We start from the raw sequence: 19,820 nt of genomic DNA on the forward strand, positions 1-19,820 counted from the left end.
ATGAAGACCGCGACGCATGGCATTGCCCCTTCCACTTCTCCCCTTCCCCGCGCCCGCGCCCGTCCCCTCGAGAGCGTCCACGGCGGAGGTCCGCTTCACTGGGTCGGTGACGGCTTCCGGGTGAATACCCTCGTCCCGAGCAGGAGCCTCTCGCAGGAGCGGGCCAGTCCCTTCCTGTTGCTCGACTACCATCCTCGCCAAGACTACCCGGCGCTGGCCGAAGGTCAGCGCGGCGTCGGCTGGCACCCGCACCGGGGCTTCGAGACGGTCACCCTGTCTTTCGAGGGGTCCGTCGCGCACCGGGACACCGCGGGCCATGCGGGCGTCATCGGGCCGGGCGACGTGCAGTGGATGACGGCCGCGTCCGGCATCCTCCACGAGGAGTACCACGCGCGGGACTTCTCCCGTCGCGGAGGCGCGTTCCACATGCTGCAGCTCTGGGTCAACCTTCCTCGCGCGAGGAAGATGGACGCGCCGGGCTACCAGCCCATCACCGCGGGCCAGATTCCCATCGTCCCGGTCGGAGGTGAGGACAACCCCAGCACGGTCCGGGTCATCGCCGGTGCGTACGGAGACGCCCGGGGACCCGCGCGGACCTTCACGCCCATCACGATGCTCGACGTGAAGCTCACCGCGGGCACGGTGCTCGAGGTGCCCGTGCCCTCACATCACAATGCCTTCGTGCTCGTCGCCGGTGGCCGGGTCTCGACCGACGGTGACTCGCTCACCCCGGGCTCCCTCGCCGTCTTCGCCAACGAGGGCGAGCAACTCGCGCTGCGCGCCGAAGAGGACGCGCACTTCATCGTCCTCGCGGGGGAGCCCATCCGTGAGCCCATCGCCCATATGGGGCCCTTCGTCATGAACACCGAGCGCGAAATCCTCCAGGCCATTCACGACTTCGAGGCGGGACGCTTCGGTGAGGTCCCCGCGGACGAGGCGCCGCGGAGCTGAGCCCTCCGCGCCTGTGCGCCCCCATCCAGTCCAGTGGATGGGGGCGGGCTGGGCCTGTCGCGGATTTAATCCGGCTTAATTCATCCCCCCTCGGGCGCCTCCCGATAATCCCGGGTGCACGCAGCAGGTGCGAACCAACTCCTGGGGAGGCAGTGTCATGGGGGACAACACGATTCAGTCGGTGAACAGCCAGGTCGCCGCGCGGCTCGCGGCCGAAGCCGCGGCGCGTCAAGCGGAGGAGGCCGCGAAGCGCGAGGCCGCGAAGCTGGCGGCGCTCCAGAAGCAGGCGTCGACCCCGAAGGGCAACGCGCCCGTGAAGGACACCTTCGAGGCGCCGCGCGCCAAGGGCGGAGTGAACCTGTTCGGAGGCAACACCCCCGCGACACCCGTGGTGGCGCAGACGCTCACGCCCGAACCCGAGGTCGCCCGGTCGGGAGGCGCGAGCGGGTCCACGGACATTCCGCCCACCGGGCCGCTGACGGTGGAGCAGGCGACGGCGGAGGTGAAGCGGCTCCTGTCGTCGAACCTCATCGACGATGTCACCCACGGCGACCTCATGGACATCGAGGCCATCCTGCGCCGGGTGCCGGCGGACCAGGTCAGCCAGGTCGTCGCCAACCTCTCGGACGCCGAGCTCGGGCAATGGGTGGAGGACCTCAACGACCCCGGGCTCCTGGGCGGCGGGCCGTTCCGGGGGCTGAACACCGAGGAGCGGGGCACGCTGTTCACCTTCCTGGTCGACAACCTCGCCCCGTCGCAGGCGGGCCGCTTCTTCACCGCGCTCGACAAGCCGGAGCAGATGGTCGAGTTCGGGGAGGCCTACATCCAGCGTGGTGACGTCCATGAGCGCCTCGGCTTCCTCATGTCGGTGGGACAGACCTCGTTCCCCGAAAGCGAGCGGGCCGCGTCGGGCCAGGTCATCGCCTCGGCGATGGACTCGCTCACGTCGGATCCCGGTCGCCTGGCCCTCGGCGTGCGGATGCTGTCCGAGCAGAACCTGCAGGACGGGCTCCTCAAGGCGGCGGGCGTGGCGTGGAACGGGATGGGCCCGTTTGGCGGGCAGCTCCAGTACACCAACATGGGCCGGCTGCAGCGCATCACCGACGCGCTGGCCAGCACCGAGGACCACCAGGCGCGTGCCGCGATGTTCGACGGCATGGGGTACGTCCTCGGAGAGATGGTGCGGGGGCAGGATGCCGTCCAGGACAAGGAGGCCGTCGCGGATCAGATGTCGGGCATGATGACGAACCTCCTCTCGGATGACCTGGGCCTGGTCATCAGCCACCTCAGCGGCGCCAACGGCTACGACCCCTCGGGCTCGGCGCTCACGACCTACGCGCGAGAGCAGATGCGCGACGGCGGTGGCACGCTCGGCGGGCTCGCCGAGCAGATTCGCGGGCTCGACCTCCAAGCCCCCGGCCCCGACGGGCGGTACGACAACGCCTTCCTGGCGGGCTACTTCGCGGGCTCGGTGATACGCGCGGCGGACTCGCTCACGTCCACGGACCTGATGGGACCCGACGCCGCGGCCCTGTTGAGCATCGCCAACCTCGTCGTGTCCTTCCGGACGGACCCCGCTACCGGCATGCTGCTGTCGTCCGCGCTGTCGGAGGCCGAGCGCGCGTCGATTGGCCAGGCCATGAGCCAGGGCGCCGAGGCGGTGCGGAACACCCTCCTGGACCTGCTCGGGGTGAAGCTCTCGCCCGGGAACGACAACGGCACCTCGGTGGGCGCCTTCGAGCAGGGCCTGTTCGCCGTCTACGGCGCAGAGCTGTACGGCAACTGACGAGACGAAGGGACCTGGAATCTCCGCTCGATTCCAGGCCCCTTTCCTATGCGCCCTGCCGGGGTTGGCGGAGCAGCAGCAGGCCCGCCACCACCACGAAGGCCAGGGCGGACAGGGCGAGCGAGATGTGGATGTTCGTCACGCTTCCCAGGAGCCCCACCGTCACCCCGCTGAACGCCCGCAGGCCCAGGGCCGACATGCTGAAGAGCCCGAGGACGCGGCCCCGGATGGTGTCCGGAGCATTCAACTGCACGATGGCCTGGGTCATGCTGCTGAAGGAGAGCTCGAGGAACCCGGCCAGGAACAGCACGCAGATCGCCGCCGGGTACCAGCTCATGAACGAGAACGCGAAGAGCGAGCATCCCCACAGGAACGCCATCTTCAACGCGGAGGCAGCCGTCGTCGGCAGCCAGGTCCCGCGCGTTTCGAGCAGGACGCCCGCGAGCAGCGCACCGGCCGCATCCGCGCCCAGCAGGAGCGTATAGGCCAGGCCGGGGTCTCCATGGCCCAGCTCGGTTGCGAAGCCCGGCATCTGCGCCTGGTAGCTGTTGCCGATGAAGAAGGAGGCGGCCCCCGCCAGCAACACCATGGGCGCGACCACGGGCATTCCGCGCACGTCGCGGAGCGTCTGCACGATGTCGGCGAAGCCCCGGACGGCACGCTTGGGGCCCGTCGTCAGTGCGCGAAAGTGCCGGCCGTAGGGTGCGCTCACCAACCAGAGCAGGAGGGGCAGATAGAACAGCGTGTTGACGAAGATGGCCCGGGTCGGCCCGAGCGTCCGCATGATGATGCTGCCCACACCGGGGCCCACCAGGACGCCGAGGTAACGGGCCGTCGCGTTCAGGCGCACCGCGCTGGTCAGGGAGCCCGGGCCCACGATGTCGTAGAGCAACATCTGACTGGAGGTGCTCCAGAGCACCCCCGCGCAGCCATGGAGCGTGAGGAGCACCATCGCGTGCCACATCCGCAGGGAGTCCGTGACGAAGAAGTATCCCCACCCCAGGGAGGCGGTGATGAAGAGCACCATGCCGGCCTGGATGAGGCGCCTGGAGTCGAACCGGTCATTGAGCGCGCCCACCGGCACCGAGAACATCAGGAAGGGCAGCCAGTGGGACACCACCGCGAACCCGCCCAGCGCCGGTGAGTGGAACTTCTGGAACGCCACCCAGTAGCTGATCACGTGCTCGATGTTGTCGGCCATCATCGCCAACATGAACGTGATGAGAAACGTCCTGTAGCCAGGGATGCGGAGCGCGCTGGTTGCAACAGGCGGAGCGGCCACGGTGGAGGTCGTCATGGATGTTCACGCACGGGGCAGTGGGACGTCCGCCTTATCTCAGGCCTCCTCTTGAACAGCCAGTGTCCCCGCTCCTTCAGCCCGGAGGCTTGCGCACGGTGACATCGCCCGTGCGAGCTCCCGGCACCTGCTCCCAGCCCGTGGCCAGCTCGAGCTCCCAGCCATCCCCGGAAAGCGTGTTGCCGTGGGTCTTCAGGGGGAGCGGCACCGTGGCGCTCTTCCATTTCTCATCCACCAGCACGCCCGCGCTCACCGTCAGGCTTCCCCACGCGTCCACGATGCGCCCACTCGGGTACACCGTGCCCACGCCGTCGATGGGCACCAGCTCCCCGGGCTTGAACTCGATGCGCATGCGCTCGAGCGACAGCCGCAACACCGGCCCTTCCACGAAGCGCTGACGCAGAATCGCGAGCCGGGCCTGGGCCACGCGCTCGCGCTCGGCCTCGCGCTGCTCCAGCTCCGGCGCGCCGTACGCCTTGCCGCGACTCGCGAGCAGCTCCTCTGACGGGGGCTTCGTGTCCAGGGACAGCGCGCGGGCCAGGAGCTCGCCCAGGTCGGCCCGCTCCAGGGCCTCGCGTCGCCAGCCTGCGCCGGCCGCGTCGTCGAGGAGCACCCCGTACGCGGGGCCGGAGGCGCGCACGAAGGTGCGCACCAGGGTGGGCTGCCCGGGGGTTTCCGCGAGCACGGTCTTCACGAGCGCAAGGCGCGCGGCGGCCTTCGGGGCTCCCAGCCGCACGCCGGTGTACTCGGCGAGGCCCTCGTTCTGCTCGAGCGCACGTTCCTCCTCCGTGGCTTTCGGGAAGAGAGCGCGGCGGGCCGAGCGGAAGCCGAGCGCATCCTGCACGGCGGCGCTCCGTGCGGCGCCGCGCGACTCCAGCGCCCGCGCGAGCGCCCGCCACTCGAGCTGCAGGAGTGTCCGGCCCCGGGCCGATTCGAGGTGCGCATTGGCCCGGTCTCCCGTGGTGAGTCCCTTGCGGCGCTGCAGGTGGTGGAAGGCCTCGTGCGCCAGCATCACCCGCAGGGCCGTAGGGTCTTCCGGCAGGGGCCAGATCAGCTGCACCCAGAGCGTGCCCGCCCATTCCGTGGCGGTGTTGGCGACCGTCACCTCCGACGGCAGCTCGCCGGTGAAGGGCGGGCCCGGGTACTTCCCCTCTTTCGGCGCCTCGCTCACGATGAAGCGCCGGCTCTGCGGGTCCACCACCATCACGGGCGCGCAGAGGGAGTCGCCCCAGAGGGCGCCCGCATCCGCGCGGCACATACGCTCGAGCGCCTTGAAGGCGCGGGTGACCGCTCCGGCCTCGGGCCCGGGTGCCGCCGCGTGGGCCGATGCCGTGAACACCAGTGCCAACGACAGCACGAGACCTTGGATATGAGGGCGGGCAACCATGCACTCTCCCTGGCGAGGAACATTTCAGCCTTGCATGGTACGCGCGCGCGCAGACGCAATTTCCTGCCAGGTACAACCGGATGACACGTGTCCACCTGAACCCACCGTGGCCGGCGTCGGACATTTCGCGGAGGCGAAGACGCCCTCGCGGTCTCCCACCAACATGCGGACGATGTTCTCGTGGTCCAGATGCGCGATGGCGCGGGCCTCCCGCTGCATCAGCGAGCCGTCGCCTCCTTCAAATAGGCGCCGGGCTGCACTAGAAGACGTTCCATGGCGCACCGACCCCTCGCTCCGCGTGAGCCACCGGAGCCCCCCCGCTCCTGGTGGTGGCGGTTCCTGGACTTCATGGACCTGTCCAGTCCCGAGTCGTTGAAGGGGCTCGGACTCGTGCTCGTCCTGCTCGTCATCGGCTTCGGGCCGCTGTTGCTGCTGGCGGTCCTGGACGTGAGCGGGACGGCGCGCAAGGCGCTGGTCGCCCTGGGGCCCGTGTCCATCTGCCTGGGGTTCGCCGGCCTCGTGCTGGTGTGTGGCTACCGGTACGGCGAGCTGCTCAAGTGGTCGCGCCGCCAGACGTGGACGCTGGCAGCGCTGTTCGTGGGCCTGGGCCTCTTGGGCGGCCTGGGGCTGTGGTTCAGCGAGAGCTGACGGCGAAGCGCCTCAGCCCTGCTCGGCACCCTCGAAGGTGACCTTCGCCTTGTTCATGACGTGCTCCACGGCGAACAGGTACCAGCCCAGCTCGGTCAGGCGCTTCGTCGTCTCCGGCGACTCGCGCAGGGCGGCGTGGACCTCCTCCGCGCTGAACCCGAAGGGCTCCATGTGGTCGCGAATCAGCTCCTCGAGCTTCTCCGGCGTGAGCTGCAGCTTCTCGGCCTCGGTGACGGCCTTCAGCACGATGCCGATGTGCAGCCGGCGCTCGGCGTCCGCGCGCGTGGTGGGGTCCGTGAGCCAGCCCTGGAGCGCCTCCTGCTGCTCATCGACGTCGAACTGGTATTCGACCATGGCCTTGCCCTCGGCCTGGACCCAGCGGCGGCGGAGCTCCTCGTCTACCAGCGCCCGCGGCAGCTCCACCGGAGCGCGCCGGGCCAGCTCGTCCAGCACCATGTTCTGGGCCTGCACCCAGAGCTGCCCCGCGAGCTCGTCCTCCAGCTCCTCGCGGAGGTTGTCCATGACCTCTTCCAGGGTGCTGCCCATCCCGAGCTTCTCCAGGAACTCGGGGGCGTTGTCCGGCAGCATCGTCACCTGGCGGGCGGCCACGATGTCCACCAGGAAGCGCGCCGGCTTCCCCTGGAGGGGCTCCACCGGGTAGTTCTCCGGCAGCTCGAGGGCAATCTGCATGGACTCGCCCACCTTGCCACCCTCCGCCACGGCCTCGCAGAACCCGGGCAGCGCCTCGATGGGCGCCAGCTCCGTCGTCATGCCGAAGCGCGCGGAGAAGGGAATGAGCTTCCCATCGCAGTAGCCCACGATGTTGAGCTGGACGTCGTCGCCCAGCTCCAGCGACTCGCCCGGCTGACGCTCGCGCGACGTGGCCAGGGTCCGGCGCTTCTCGTGGAAGGCGCGCAGCAGGTCCTCCTCGGTCAGGTCGTCCGGGGTGGGCACGCGCACGGCGATTCCCTCCAGGGAGGGGGCCTGCACGCTGGGGAGCTTGAGCGCCTCGGCGGAGGCGGTGCTCACCACCGGGCTCATCTTCAAAAGGCGCTCGACACCGCGACCTGGTCCTTGAGTCCCTTGATTGCTGCTCACGAATGCTCCCGGGAGATAGGCCTGCCAGCGTCCGCGCCAATGGGGAGAAAAGCGACGGCTCGGCATGGACCTAGGCATAGTCCAGCCGAGCCGCTCTGACAAACCACGAAAGGGTTGTCGCTGATTTAGAAGAAGGCGCCCACGATGCTGGACACCGTGGAGACCGCGGCGCCCACCTGGCTGACGATGGGGATGTTGGTGGCCGCGGCGATGGAGCCGACCGCGGTGATGACCGACGTCACCTTCTTGCCCGTGCTCGCGTTCTTGTCCATCAGCGTCGCGCCCGCGTTGGCCACGTCGACGGCCGCGATGGCCACGTTGACGCCCGGAGCGAAGCGGCCCAGCGCCTTGGCGGCGGTGCCCGCGGCGGCCTTCGCGCCCGCCTTGACGGCGGCCTCACCGGCCTCGCGGCCCACCGTGGCCAGCGCGGCCTTGGCGGCCGAGCGCGTGCCGCTGCCCAGGATGCCCTTGGCCAGGGTGCTGCCCGCCTTCGCGGCGTCGCCAGCGGCGGCGCTGACGGCCCGACCCACGGTCTTCGCCGTGCCGGCCTCGAAGATGCCCTTGGTGGCGGCGCCCTTGACGGCCTTGAGCACGTCGTCGCTGGCGTTCGGGAGGGCCTTCTTGAAGGCGTCGACGGCCGTCTTCGCGGCGTCGAGCTTGCCCTTGAAGATGCTGCCGCCGAGCACGCCGCCCATCACCTTGCCGCCGACGATGCCGCCCGTCGCGGCGCTGATGCCGGCCTTGGTCGCGTCCAGGGTGGAGCGCGTGGCCGAGATGATGTCGTCCTTGCTACCCGTGCGGATGGCCTGGCGGATGTCCTTGACGGCCGTGGCGCCAGCCGAAATCGCACCGGGGATGCCCGCGTAGCGCATGGCGGCGCCCATGTTCGCGCCGAGCTTGGACAGGCCCTTGAACCCCTGCGAGTAGGTGGGGCTGCGGATGAAGTCCAGGTTCGTCTTCCCGAGCAGACCCTCGGCGCCCTGCTTGATGTTCTTGATCTGCTGGAAGGCGTCCTTGCCGAAACCGATGGCCTTCGAGGCCTTGGTCGCGACCGCGATCCCGCCCGAGATGAGGCTCTTGTTGTCCTGGACCGTCTTCTGGACGTCCTGGACGGTCTTCTGGACGTTGGTGCGGACGGTGTTGAAGGTCTTCTTGATGTCGAAACCCATGGGGGGCCTCACGAAGAAAGAATGGGATGGAACCTGCCTGGATTATCGGAGTCCGCGTGCGGGAGTTGCGTACACCAGGCGCCTTTTTCCGTTCAGCGCGGGTGAGGCACGGGGGAATCTCCAAGCCATCGAAACTATTGGGCTTTTTACGCGGCCTGGCGATGAGGCGCGCGCGATTCCTGGATGGCATCCAGCAGTCGTCGACTCGTCTCGCGGTAGTCGAAGGTGCGCACCGCTCGTTCCCGGGCGGCCCGCGACATCCGCTCTTGCAGTGCCCGGTCCTGCCCCAGCCTCAGGAAGGCGTTCGCCAATCCCTCCTCATCCTCCTGCGCCACCAGCAGCCCGTCCGTCCCGTCCTCAATCATGTCCGGCGTTCCTCCGATGATGGAGCACACCGGCGGCACTCCACACGCCATCGCCTCCATCACCGCCACCGGCGACGCCTCTCCCAGTCCCACGCTGGAGAGCACGAACGCATCCGCCCGGTGCAGCAGCTCCATCACCGCCGCTTCTCCCAGCGGCCCCACCAGCTCCACGTGCCCCTCCAGCCCGAAGCGCGCAACCGCCTCGCGGATTTCCTTCTCGTGCGGTCCCCTTCCCCCCACCGTCATGTGCGCCTTCAGTCCCCTGTCCAGCGCCTTGCGCAGCCCGGAGAAGGTGTGCACGTGCCCCTTGCACAGGTGCAGCCGTCCCACGGACACCAGGTGCAGTCCCCGGGGGTCCTCCGCCCGCTTCGCCGGGGGCTGGAAGCGGTCCGTGTCCACCCCCATCCACAGCGTGTACGTCCGCTCCGCCGCCAGTCCCGCGTCCTCGATGAGCTGGCGCTGCATCGGCCGCGCCGCCGCCGCGACAAACGTCGCGTCCCACGCCTTCGCACCGTGGTCCGTTCCGTACACCGGCAGGTCCCCGTGCAGGTGGAAGCTGTAGCGCGGTCCTCCCAAGAGCCGGCACAGCGCCAGCACGTGCGCCGCGTCCGCGGCCGAATGGCCATGGACATGGTCCAGCTTCCTCTCCCTCGCGTAGTGCAGCAGGTCCACCGCGCACGCCAGCATCCCCAGCGCCCGCGCCTTCTGCTTCGCCCCCACCGACAGCCGGGCGATATACGCCAGCGCCTGGGCCATCCCCGGGAAGTCCCGCGGCGACACCAGCGCCGACGACAGTCGCGGCGGGTACAGGTACGTCGTCTCCGACGCCGCTCGCTCCGCCCATTCATGCGGGCAGTCCTCCGCCGGCCGCCTCGTCGAGAAGACGTGCACCTCCACGCCAGCGGCGCGCAGTGCGGTGATTTCCCGCCAGAAGAAGGCGTGGGTCTGCGTGGGGAACTCTGGGATGAGCATTCCCAGGCGAAAGGGAGCGACGGTCATGGCGTGTGTTCTATCCAAAAGTGTCCGGGCCGTGAACCCGCCAAAGCGCGGCGGGCCGGACGAGGGGCTCAGGCGGGCGATCAGCGAAGTCCACCAATGCCCCTTCAGCGGTGCCGGGTGTCACGAGGCCGTGCCGGCCTGAAGCCCCCTGTCCCGCGTCGGCGGCTCCGCTCGGAGGGTCGCCAGCGGGCCTGGCGAGCGCACGCACGAGCCGTCACCGCTTGCCTATGCCGCCCATGTCCAGGGGGCCGCCACGCTGGATGGCGCGCTGATAGGCGGGGCGGGCGTGCAAGCGTTCGAGATAGGCACCGAGGTTGGGAAGGGAGTCCAGGGCGCCCGTGGGCCGCGCCGCTTCCAGCACGAAGCTCATCTGGATGTCGGCGGCGCTGAAGCTGTTGCCGACGAGGTAGTCCCGCTCCCCGAGCGCTCCCGAGATGTAGCCGAGGTGGTTCTTCACCTCGCTGGAGATGCGGGGCTTGAGCGGCGCGCCCGCCTCGCCCAGCCGTCCCACATACAGGCCGAGCATGAGGGGCAGCATGGCCGAGCCCTCGGCATAGTGCAGCCAATGCACGTAGGTGTCGTACTCGGCCGAGTCCGGCGCGGGCGCGAGCCGCCCCCGACCATGGCGGCGCAAGACGGAGTCGATGATGGCTCCGGACTCGGTGAGGACCCGCCCATCGTCCTCGAGGACCGGGGACTTGCCGAGTGGATGGATGGCCTTGAGCTCGGGAGGCGCGAGCTTCGTCTTCGGGTCGCGCGGGTAGATGACGAGCTCGTAGTCGAGCCCCAACTCCTCCAGGAGCCAGAGGATTCGCTGCGAACGGGAGTTCACCAGGTGGTGCAGTTTGAGCACGGAGCCACGCTATCCCCCGGACGCGTCGTTGTCCTTGTACCGCGGTGTATTCTCGCCCACGTCCCGGAGCGCCCCATGCGGCGCTCCGGCGCGGAGCGGGGATGCCGGTGACTCGCGGTGCTCGGAACGGAGGCGGGATGCGCGCGGGGAAGCTCGTGGGGTGGGTCGCCTGTCTCGTCCTCCTCGGAGGCGTGGGGCCGTGGGGTGCGCCTCCGCCCGCCGGGGCCTGGCAGCTTCCGCCCGCCAGCGATGGAGGCAGTGACGCCCTCCCCCCCGAGCGCTCCGTCGAGGAATTGCGCGACGCGGTCCAGACACGCCGCTCACCGGCCGCGCGGCAACTGCGGCTCGCCCTCGAGGCCGTCCCGCGCCAGCCCGCGGAGGTCCTGCGCGTCGCGGCGCTGCTGCAAGAGGACCCGCTCTTCCTCCCCTACGGCCTCCAGCTCGAGGCCGCGAGCTCACGCACCGTGGCGAGGGAGCTCCTCGCCGGAGGCAAGCGCGTGGAGGCGCTGGAGGCGGCGAACAGGGCCCTCGCGCTCTACCAGCGTGCCGCGGAGAGCTGCCCCTCCCCTGTCGCGGCAAGGAAGCTGCCCGAGGAGCTCGGGCGGACCGAGGCCCTGGCGGGCGAGGCCCATCACGGGCAGCAACAATGGGCGGAGGCCCAGCGGCTCTACGAGAGCGCCTTCGCGCACTTCGCCACCGCCGAGCTGCTGCGGAGCTTCCTGCCGGAGACGCTCGGCCGCTACGCGGAGTCCTGCGCGCGGCAGGCGAAGCCCTCCATCTCCCCCACCTGCGTGGAGTGGCTCCGCCGCTTCGTCCAGATGGAGGAGCGAGGCTCCCCCAAGAGCCTGGCCATCACGAAGCACGTCTCCCTCGAGTCGCTCGGCCCCTTCCCTCCCCCGGAGCCCCGGACACCCGCCGCGTCCGGCGTGGCCGCGGACACCCAGGCGTTCGCGAAAGCGATGGCGCTCTACCAGGCGCGGAAGTTCGGGGCCGCCGCAGCGGGGTTCCAGGCCCTGACGGAGACGTACCCCACGTCGGCCCATGTCCTCCGTGCCCGCTACTGGCGGGGACGCGCGCTCGGCCGGAGCAAGCAGCAGAAGGAGTCCAGGGCCGTGTTCAAGGCGCTCGTGGAGGACGCGCCCCTCACCTGGTACGGCCTGCTCGCGGCGGGGGCCCTTGGGGAGAACCTCCAGGCGCGGATTTCCCCCACCCCGGCGAAGGCGGCGACGCGAGACGCGGCGCTCGTCCCGTGCGAGCAGCAGCGCGTGGAGCGGGCCGAGCACTTCCTGGCCGAGGACATGGCCCCGCTCGCGGCGGAGGAACTCCAGGGGCTGGCGACGCGAGAGCCGGCGCGGCTCGGCGCGCCCTTCCTGCTGTACGTCGCGATGCTGCACTCGGAGGCCGGAGACGACCCGGCGGCGTTCCAGGTGGTCAGCGAGCTGCTCCGGAGAAAGCATCCCGACGCGCTCACGCCGTTCGCGCTCCGGCTGCTCTTCCCGCCAAGGCACCTGGAGCTGGTCCAGAAGTACGCGGCCGAGCACGGGCTGGAGCCCGCCCTGGTGCTGAGCGTGATGAAGCAGGAGTCCTCCTTTCGCACCAACGCCGAGTCCGGGCAGGGCGCGCTCGGGCTGATGCAGCTGCTGCCCGGCACCGCGGAGGGGCTGGAGAAGGGCGCGGGCGGGCAGCTGCTCCAGGTGGAGCCCAACATCCGGGTCGGGACGAAGTACCTGCGCTATCTCCTCGACTACTTCTGCGGCAACCGCGCCCTCGCGCTCGCCAGCTACAACGCGGGGATGGGGCGGGTGAACGGCTGGAAGAAGCAGGGGCTCCTGGGGACGGACCTCATCGACTTCGTCGAGTCCATCCCCGTGCGAGAGACGCGCGACTACGTGGCGCAGATCATCCGCAACCACTACTGGTACTCGTCGCGGGTCATCGACACGAAGGCGCGGCCGCTGGACCACTTCTGGAGCTCGGGCGCGAAGGCCAAGACGGGGCGCTGCGCTCCCAAGAAGGCCCAGAAGGCGCCCGCCAGGAAACAGTCCTCCAAGAAGTAGCTCGCGGTGCGTCGCGGCCGGCAGCCTCCGACTCCAGGGAGGGGAAGGCAGGCGTGAGCAGGGCCCGGCAGGGGCCCCGGTGCAACCGGATGGCAATACCGGGAATGGACCTTCGTGCCGAGCGCCCGCTGCCGGTCGCGAACCGAGAGCCTACCCTCGAGTGTGTGCCTCGATGACGGGGCGGCACCTTCGTCGGCCTCGAGCTCCGCTTCCGGAGGTTCGTATGGAACGCCTTCTCACTCGCGCTGGGCGGTCCGCGCCGGCGCACGGAGCCTGGCGTGTGAGCCGCCCCACGCCGCGCTGGCTGCGTTGCACGCTGTCGGGGTCGTGGGTCGCGCTGGTCTTCGCCTGCCTGTCCTTCACCCCATCCCTGCTGCCCCGCAGCGGGCTCTTCCAGGGGTTCGTCAGCGGCATCAGCGCGGTCATCGGCTACGGGCTGGGAGTGCTCGGCGCCTGGCTGTGGCGCGAGTTCGCCAACCGACCTCCAAGGACGCCCCGCCCGCGCGCATGGCACACCCTCTTCGTGATGGGAATCGTGGCGCTGGCCGGCGCGCTGCTGCTGGGCTGGCACTGGCAGCGGCGCATCCGGGAGCTCATGGACGTCCCCCACCCCGACAGCGCGGACTACCTGCTCGCGCCCCTCGTCGCGGCGGCTGTCTTCTTCGGGATCCTCACCCTGGGGCGGGGCCTGCGGGCGGTGTACCGCCGGCTTGACGCGCTGCTCTCCCGACACATCGGTCCTCGCGCGGCCCGCGCGATGAGCGGGCTGGCGGTGGTGGTGGTCACCGCCCTGGTGGCCAGCGGACTCCTATGGGACGGCCTCATCGCGATGGCGGACCGCACCCTGGCCGTGCAGGACACGACGACCGCGGAGGGAGTGGTCCCGCCCCGCAGTGCACTGCGCTCCGGCGGCCCCGGCTCCCTGGTGGCCTGGGACTCGCTGGGACGGGAGGGGCGCAACTTCGTGGGACGAGGCCCCACGGTGGACGAGCTCTCCGCCTTCAGCGGGACGGCCGCGAAGGAGCCGATCCGCGTGTACGCCGGCTACGCGTCCGCACCGGACGCCGAGGCCCGGGCCGAGCTCGCGGTCAAGGACCTGGAGCGCGCAGGCGGCTTCGAGCGCGCCCATCTGCTGGTCGTCACCACCACGGGCAGTGGCTGGGTGGTGCCAGAGGCCGTGGCCGCCTTCGAGTACGTGACGGGCGGTGACTCCGCGATTGTCGCCACGCAGTACTCGCACCTGTGGTCGTGGCTGTCCGTCCTCGTCGACCAGGAGCGGGCGCGTGACGCGGGCCGCGCGCTCTTCGATGCCGTCTATGAGCACTGGTCGAGCCTTCCCGCGGGCCAGCGCCCGAAGCTGCTGGTGTTCGGAGAAAGCCTGGGTTCCTACGGAGGCGAGACGGCCTTCAGCGGCGAGCGCGACCTGGCCAACCGCACTGACGGGGTGTTGTTCGTCGGGCCGCCCAACTTCAACACCCTCTACCGCGAGTTCACCGACCACCGTGACGCCGGCAGTCCCGAGGTGGAGCCCATCTACCGGAACGGCCGCATCGTGCGCTTCAGCCGCAGGCCGGGCGTGGAGATTCCTCCGGTGTCCGCCCCGTGGGGGGACTCCCGGGTGCTGTACCTGCTCCACCCTTCCGACCCCATCATCTGGTGGAGCCCCTCGCTCCTGCTGCGACGGCCGGACTGGCTGCGGGAGCCCCGAGGCGACGACGTCCTGGGACGGATGGTGTGGCTGCCCTTCGTGACGTTCTGGCAGGTGACAGCCGACCTGCCGCTCGGAATGGCGGTGCCGCCTGGTTACGGCCACGTGTACACCGGCGAGCACGTGGATGGCTGGGTGGCGCTCCTGCGGCCCCAGGGCTGGACCGAGCAGAAGTCGGCGCGGCTGAGGGAGCTGCTGGAGCCGGCCCCGTGACGCCTCCACTCGTCATACCGCCATGCGATTGCACGTACCGAAGTACGTGCCGAAGGTTGTGCGGAACCCGAGCCGCCCTGCCCCAACCCGAGGGCGCCACCGGCTTCAGCACGCGGCTGCTGATCGACCTGGCGCTGAGCTTCATGCCCCCGTGTCCCGGATCTGATCCACGCAAGCCCCTCATTCCACGAGGCAAGCATGAGCCCTCTCATCCTCCTCTTCACGGTCGTCTCCCAGACTCCCACGCCTCCTCCCGCCGAAACGGCGGAGGACGCTCCCCCGCCAGCTCGCGTCGAGGCTGAGACCGAGGCCGAGGAGGATGATGAGGACGAGGGACCCTGGACGGGCTCCGCCGGGCTCGGCCTCTCCTTCTTCAGCGGCAACACCCGCGCATTCACGGTGACGGGCGACGCCCTGGCGGAGCTCGACACTCCGAAGTGGGCGGCCACCCTGGAGGCGGACGGTGCCTACGGTGAGGCCGCTGAAGGCGAGGACGCGGAGCGCGAGGTCACGGCCAAGACGCTCGGTGGGTGGGCGCGCGGTGAGTACCGCATGAATCCCCTGCTCAGCGCCTACTCGTTCGTGGGCGCGGAGGCCGACCACCCCGCGAGCCTCGAGCTGCGCACCGAGGTGGAGCTGGGCATCGGCGTCACCTTCCTGGAGGAAGAGGAGGATGAGAACGAGCTGTTCCTGCGCGGCTACGTCGGTGGGAGCTATGCCAGGGACCGCAGGTTCCAGTACATCCCCACGCGCGAGAACCTCCCCGATGTAACGCTGTGGTCTCCCGCGCTCGGCCTCGCCTTCCGCTACGACGTCAACGAGCACGTGGAGCTTCGGGAGGACGCCCTGCTGCTTCCGGACGTCTTCGGCGACACACGCGTGCTGTTCGACTCCACCACGAAGCTCGCCGTGCACCTGACGGAGCGCTTCTCGCTCACCACGTTCTTCGAACTGCAACACGACAGCTCTCCCGCGGAGGGAAAGGTGCGCACGGACACCTCTCTTTCGCTGGGGGGCGAGGTATCGCTCTGAGAAAGGATTGGGACTCCCATGAGTAAGGCGGCGCATTTCGACGACATCCACCTCGAAGACGAGGCGAAGAAGAAGCAGCCCGCGAAACCGCCGAAGAAGAAGGGCATGGCGCGGGTGCTCGACACGGTCGAGCGGGTGGGAAACAAGGTCCCTCATCCGGCGATCATCTTCGTCGTGCTGATCGGCGTCGTGATGGTGCTCTCCCACGTCTTCTACCTGATGGGAGCCAGCGTCACCTACGAGACCATCAACCCGGAGACCCACGCGGTGGAGCAGACGACCACCGTCGCGCAGAGCCTGCTCACGGGAGAGGGCCTGCGCTTCATGTTCGCGGGAGTCGTCCAGAACTTCATGAACTTCAACGCGGTCGGCGTCATCATCGTCGCCATGCTGGGCGTCGGTGTCGCTGACTCGGCGGGCCTGGTGGGCGCCTTGATCCGCAAGCTGGTGGCGGTCGCGCCTCGCAAGGCCCTGACGTACATCCTGGTGTTCGTCGGCATCCTGTCGAGCATCGCGGCGGACGCTGGCTACCTGGTCCTGATTCCCCTGGCGGCGGCGGCCTACCTCACCGTGGGCAGGCATCCCCTGGCGGGCCTGGCGGCGTCCTTCGCCGGTGTCGCCGCGGTCTTCACCGTCAACATCCTGATCAAGCCGCTGGATGGCATCCTGACCGAGATCACCAACGACGCCATCCACATCATGGCGCCCGACCGCTCCATCGACCTGACGGCGAACTTCTGGTTCTCCGCCGCGTCGGTCGTCATGCTGACCGTCGTGGTCGCGCTCATCAGCGACAAGATGATCGAGCCCCGGCTGGGTGAGTACAAGGGAGAGAAGCCAGCCGAGACGGGAGCGAAGCTGTCCGCGGATGAGTCGCGAGGGCTGAAGTTCGCGTTCTGGGGGCTCATCGGGGTCCTGGTGTTCTTCGGCCTGCTGACGCTGCCCCCGGGAGCGCCCCTGCGGAATCCGGAGACGGGCGCCATCGTCGGAGACTCGCCGTTCATGAACGGCCTCATCGTCGCCATCACCGTGCTGTTCCTGGTGACGGGCGCCGCCTACGGCATCGGCGCGAAGACCATCAAGAACAGTGTCGACGTCATCAAGGCCATGGAGAAGGCGGTCGCCGGGCTGGGCGGCCTCATCTTCCTGCTCTTCATCATCAGCCAGTTCATCGCCTTCTTCACCTACTCCAACATGGCGACGCTCGCGGCCGTGAAGGTGGGTGATGCCCTGGAGCATGCGGGGCTCGGCGCCGTTCCGCTGCTCGTCGGGTTCGTCGTGGTCGTCGCCCTCCTCGACCTCATCATGACGGGCGCCATCCCGAAGTGGGCCATCTTCGCGCCGGTCTTCGTGCCGCTGCTGATGAGGCTGAACGTCGACCCCGAAGCCGTGCTGGCCGCCTACCGGGTGGGCGATGGGCCGTTCAATGCCATCTCCCCGCTGAACGCCTACTTCGCGCTGATCGTCACCTTCGCCCAGAAGTACCAGAAGGACGCAGGCGTGGGGACGGTCGTCGCGCTGATGCTGCCCTACGTCATCATCGTCTTCGCCATCTGGATCGTCATGCTCGTGGGCTGGCACCTCCTGGGGCTTCCGTGGGGACTCGGGTGAGCCACGGCTGATTCCGGAGACGTTCCACTGGAGGCGAGACAGCCATGTCGAGAGTGCATCTTCTGGCCACGGGCGGCACCATCGCGGGGAAGGCCGGGTCCGAGGTGGACCCGGGCTACCGCTCCGGCGAGGTCGCCGTGGAGGGGCTCATCAACGCCGTCCCCGGGCTGCGCGCGCTGGCGCAGCTCCAGGGCGAGCAGGTGGCCCAGGTCGGCAGCCAGGACATGAACGACGCCCTCTGGCTGCGTCTGGCGGCCCGGGTGGGCGCCCTCTTCGCCGCCAACGAAGCGGATGGCGTCGTCATCACGCACGGCACGGACACGGTGGAGGAGACCGGCTACTTCCTCCACCTGGTGGTGAAGAGCCACCGGCCCGTGGTCCTCACGGGCGCCATGCGGCCGGCCACCGCACTGAGCGCGGACGGGCCGCTCAACCTCTACAACGCGGTCGCCGTCGCCGCGGATCCCGAGGCGCGCGGGCGCGGGGCCATCGTGGTCCTGAACGACGACCTCCACTGCGCGCGCGACGTGACGAAGGCCAGCACCACGGACGTGCACACCTTCATCTCACCGGGCCCGGGCCTCCTGGGCAGCGCCAGCTATGGGCGCATCCGCTACTTCCGCCAGCCCCCCCACCCCCACTCCGCCGCCTCCGAGTTCTCGGTGGACGGCCTCGAGCGCCTGCCCCGGGTCGACATCCTCTACGCGTACTCCAACATGCCCGCCGACCTGGTGCGCGCCAGCGTCGCGGCGGGCGCGCGCGGCATCGTGATGGCGGGAATGGGCAACGGCAACGTGTCCACGGAAGCAGCGCGTGCGCTCGCCGCGGCGGTGAAGGCGGGCGTCGTCGTCGTGCGCAGCACCCGCGTGGTGAGCGGCGACGTGGGCCGGAACATCGAGGTGGACGATGACGCGCTGGGCTTCGTCGCCGCCGACCAGCTCAACCCGCAGAAGAGCCGCGTGCTGCTCCAGTTGTGCCTGGCCAGGGGCCTGGGCCGAGGCGCCGTGCAGGAGGCGTTCTACCGCTACTGACTGTAACTCCGTTGCACCCTCCCGAAGTCGTGTCCAGTTCATGCAAACAGGAGGCTCCATGCTGTCTTCATTTCATTCGCGTTTGCAGGCCGCGTTCCATCCCGCCCCTTCCATCGAGAAACCCGAGGCAATCAAGCTCGGCGCGTCGATCTCCCTCCCAGCCAACGTCGACAGCATCGGCACGCTGGTGGGCGTCGACGAAGAGCCGAAGGACTTCGGCTTCGACCGCGCGTCGCTGAAAGCGGCGGGCTTCGAGGGCAAGGCAGGGCAGACGCTGGTCGTTCCCCGCACCAGCGGCCCTCCGCTCGTCGCCGTCGGCATTGGCGAGCGTGGGAAGCTCGATCCGGGCAAGCTCCGGGATGCCGCTGCCGCCTTCGCGCGGGCCGTGGGTCAGCAGACTCGCGTGGCCCTCCGCCTGCCCGACACGGGTGCGGTGCCGCCGGCTGTCGCCGCGCAGGTCATCACCGAGGGAGTCCTCCTCGCCCGCTACCGGTACAGGCCCTACAAGCGGACCGCGGTGCAGGAGCCGCCGCTCGAGGCCCTGACGCTCGTCACGACCAAGGAGAATCTCGAGGAGGTCGAGCAGGGAGTGGTGCTCGGTGGCGTCACCGCCCGCGTCGCCGGGCTCGCGAGAGACCTCGCCAATGCCCCCGCCTCCCTCCTGACAGCCTCCCGGATGGCCGAGGTGGCCGAGGTGCTCGCGAAGGGCTCCGGACTGGAAGTCGAGGTCTTCGATGGAGAGGCATTGTCCGAGCTCGGCTGCGGCGGCCTGTTGGGCGTCAATGCGGGGAGCGCGGAGCCGCCGCGGATGATCAAGCTGACGTACCGCCCCAAGGGGAACCGGGGGAAGGCGGTCGAACCCGTGGGCCGCATCGCCCTGATTGGCAAGGGCATCATGTTCGACGCGGGCGGCCTGGGCCTGAAGCCGAACGACCTCGTCCACGCCACCATGAAGGGCGACATGTCCGGCGCGGGGGCCATCCTCGCGGCGATGACGGCGCTGTCGCAGCTCGGCTGCAAGACGGAGGTGACGGCCTACCTGATGTGCACCGACAACATGCCCTCCGGCACGGCCATGCGGCTGGGAGATGTCCTGACGGTTCGCGGTGGAAAGACGGTCGAGGTCATCAACACCGACGCCGAGGGACGGCTGGTGATGGCGGATGGGCTCGTCCTCGCCACCGAGCAGTCACCGAGGCCCGACGCCATCGTCGACATCGCCACGCTCACCGGGGCGTGCCAGCGAGCACTCGGCGTCCGCAGCGCGGGAGTCATCGGCAACCACCAGGCACTCGTCGAACAGGTGAAGGCCTCGGGTGAGCGGACCGGCGACACGGTGTGGCAGCTCCCGCTGGACCAGAGCTACCGTCCCGAGCTGGAGTCGGATATCGCGGACATGAAGAATGTCGGCGGCGACAACGCCGGCGCCATCACCGCGGCCCTCTTCCTCGAGGAGTTCGTGGATGGCGTGCCCTGGGCGCACATCGACATGGCGGGCACGGCGAGGGCGGACAGCGATAGCGGGTGGCGCAGCAAGGGCGCCACGGGTTACGGCGCGCGCCTGCTCCTCGACTTCCTCATGGGGTTCACGCCACCTACCGCCAGTCGCCACTGA

Annotated in this window: 15 protein-coding genes; 9 read left to right on the forward strand and 6 right to left on the reverse strand. The window is 69.6% G+C overall.

Going from position 1 to position 19,820, the window contains the following annotated elements; genetic code table 11:
- The first annotated feature begins 120 nt into the window (after positions 1–120).
- Positions 121–951: a pirin family protein gene (locus tag OV427_RS47490; RefSeq protein WP_267862880.1), complete on the forward strand. Its 831-nt coding sequence runs from the start codon at positions 121–123 to the stop codon at positions 949–951.
- Between the two features lie 157 nt (positions 952–1,108).
- Positions 1,109–2,737, forward strand: coding sequence for a hypothetical protein (locus tag OV427_RS47495; RefSeq protein WP_267862881.1), 1,629 nt, complete (start codon positions 1,109–1,111; stop codon positions 2,735–2,737).
- A 46-nt stretch (positions 2,738–2,783) separates the two neighbouring features.
- Here OV427_RS47495 and OV427_RS47500 read toward each other — a convergent pair whose 3' ends face one another.
- The gene (locus OV427_RS47500; RefSeq protein ID WP_267862882.1) at positions 2,784–4,034 is read right to left on the reverse strand and encodes an MFS transporter; all 1,251 of its coding nucleotides are present in this window, start codon (positions 4,032–4,034) and stop codon (positions 2,784–2,786) included.
- 76 nt (positions 4,035–4,110) lie between these two features.
- A complete protein-coding gene (locus tag OV427_RS47505; RefSeq protein ID WP_267862883.1) occupies positions 4,111–5,391 on the reverse strand; it encodes a hypothetical protein in 1,281 nt (426 codons plus the stop codon).
- Between the two features lie 303 nt (positions 5,392–5,694).
- Between OV427_RS47505 and OV427_RS47510 the strand changes: the two genes are divergently transcribed.
- The gene (locus OV427_RS47510) at positions 5,695–6,069 is read left to right on the forward strand and encodes a hypothetical protein (RefSeq protein WP_267862884.1); all 375 of its coding nucleotides are present in this window, start codon (positions 5,695–5,697) and stop codon (positions 6,067–6,069) included.
- Positions 6,070–6,081: 12 nt separating this feature from the next.
- On the opposite strand, the gene OV427_RS47515 is transcribed toward OV427_RS47510, so the two are convergent.
- The 4 genes from OV427_RS47515 to OV427_RS47530 form a co-directional block, all read right to left on the reverse strand.
- Positions 6,082–7,098 carry a peptidylprolyl isomerase gene (locus tag OV427_RS47515; protein ID WP_267862885.1) on the reverse strand — a complete coding sequence of 339 codons (1,017 nt, stop codon included), beginning with the start codon at positions 7,096–7,098 and terminating at the stop codon, positions 6,082–6,084.
- 194 nt (positions 7,099–7,292) lie between these two features.
- Positions 7,293–8,336, reverse strand: coding sequence for a hypothetical protein (locus OV427_RS47520; protein WP_267862886.1), 1,044 nt, complete (start codon positions 8,334–8,336; stop codon positions 7,293–7,295).
- A gap of 146 nt (positions 8,337–8,482) precedes the next feature.
- Positions 8,483–9,700: a glycosyltransferase family 4 protein gene (locus tag OV427_RS47525; RefSeq protein ID WP_267862887.1), complete on the reverse strand. Its 1,218-nt coding sequence runs from the start codon at positions 9,698–9,700 to the stop codon at positions 8,483–8,485.
- A 214-nt stretch (positions 9,701–9,914) separates the two neighbouring features.
- A complete protein-coding gene (locus OV427_RS47530) occupies positions 9,915–10,553 on the reverse strand; it encodes a glutathione S-transferase family protein (RefSeq protein ID WP_267862888.1) in 639 nt (212 codons plus the stop codon).
- 137 nt (positions 10,554–10,690) lie between these two features.
- On the opposite strand from OV427_RS47530, the gene OV427_RS47535 reads away from it, so the two are divergent.
- The 6 genes from OV427_RS47535 (at position 10,691) to OV427_RS47560 (ending at position 19,820) form a co-directional block, all read left to right on the forward strand.
- Positions 10,691–12,610 carry a lytic transglycosylase domain-containing protein gene (locus tag OV427_RS47535; protein ID WP_267862889.1) on the forward strand — a complete coding sequence of 640 codons (1,920 nt, stop codon included), beginning with the start codon at positions 10,691–10,693 and terminating at the stop codon, positions 12,608–12,610.
- 280 nt (positions 12,611–12,890) lie between these two features.
- On the forward strand, positions 12,891–14,531 hold the full coding sequence (locus tag OV427_RS47540; protein ID WP_267862890.1) for an alpha/beta hydrolase: 1,641 nt from the start codon (positions 12,891–12,893) through the stop codon (positions 14,529–14,531).
- Between the two features lie 198 nt (positions 14,532–14,729).
- The gene (locus tag OV427_RS47545) at positions 14,730–15,563 is read left to right on the forward strand and encodes a DUF481 domain-containing protein (protein ID WP_267862891.1); all 834 of its coding nucleotides are present in this window, start codon (positions 14,730–14,732) and stop codon (positions 15,561–15,563) included.
- A gap of 18 nt (positions 15,564–15,581) precedes the next feature.
- Entirely contained in the window at positions 15,582–17,174 is a 1,593-nt protein-coding gene (locus tag OV427_RS47550; RefSeq protein WP_267862892.1) for an AbgT family transporter, read from the forward strand.
- Positions 17,175–17,218: 44 nt separating this feature from the next.
- Complete coding sequence (locus OV427_RS47555) at positions 17,219–18,205, forward strand: type II asparaginase (RefSeq protein WP_267862893.1); 987 nt, start codon at positions 17,219–17,221, stop codon at positions 18,203–18,205.
- Positions 18,206–18,263: 58 nt separating this feature from the next.
- Entirely contained in the window at positions 18,264–19,820 is a 1,557-nt protein-coding gene (locus tag OV427_RS47560) for a leucyl aminopeptidase (RefSeq protein ID WP_267862894.1), read from the forward strand.

Origin of the sequence: Pyxidicoccus sp. MSG2, assembly GCF_026626705.1 — a bacterium.
GTDB lineage: Bacteria > Myxococcota > Myxococcia > Myxococcales > Myxococcaceae > Myxococcus.

Coding starts and splice junctions, on each gene's coding strand:
- OV427_RS47495 (WP_267862881.1), top strand. CDS start 1,109: ATGGGGGACAACACGATTCAGTCGGTGAACAGCCAGGTCGCCGCGCGG.
- OV427_RS47500 (WP_267862882.1), bottom strand. CDS start 4,034: ATGACGACCTCCACCGTGGCCGCTCCGCCTGTTGCAACCAGCGCGCTC.
- OV427_RS47510 (WP_267862884.1), top strand. CDS start 5,695: ATGGCGCACCGACCCCTCGCTCCGCGTGAGCCACCGGAGCCCCCCCGC.
- OV427_RS47520 (WP_267862886.1), bottom strand. CDS start 8,336: ATGGGTTTCGACATCAAGAAGACCTTCAACACCGTCCGCACCAACGTC.
- OV427_RS47525 (WP_267862887.1), bottom strand. CDS start 9,700: ATGACCGTCGCTCCCTTTCGCCTGGGAATGCTCATCCCAGAGTTCCCC.
- OV427_RS47535 (WP_267862889.1), top strand. CDS start 10,691: ATGCGCGCGGGGAAGCTCGTGGGGTGGGTCGCCTGTCTCGTCCTCCTC.
- OV427_RS47545 (WP_267862891.1), top strand. CDS start 14,730: ATGAGCCCTCTCATCCTCCTCTTCACGGTCGTCTCCCAGACTCCCACG.
- OV427_RS47550 (WP_267862892.1), top strand. CDS start 15,582: ATGAGTAAGGCGGCGCATTTCGACGACATCCACCTCGAAGACGAGGCG.
- OV427_RS47555 (WP_267862893.1), top strand. CDS start 17,219: ATGTCGAGAGTGCATCTTCTGGCCACGGGCGGCACCATCGCGGGGAAG.
- OV427_RS47560 (WP_267862894.1), top strand. CDS start 18,264: ATGCTGTCTTCATTTCATTCGCGTTTGCAGGCCGCGTTCCATCCCGCC.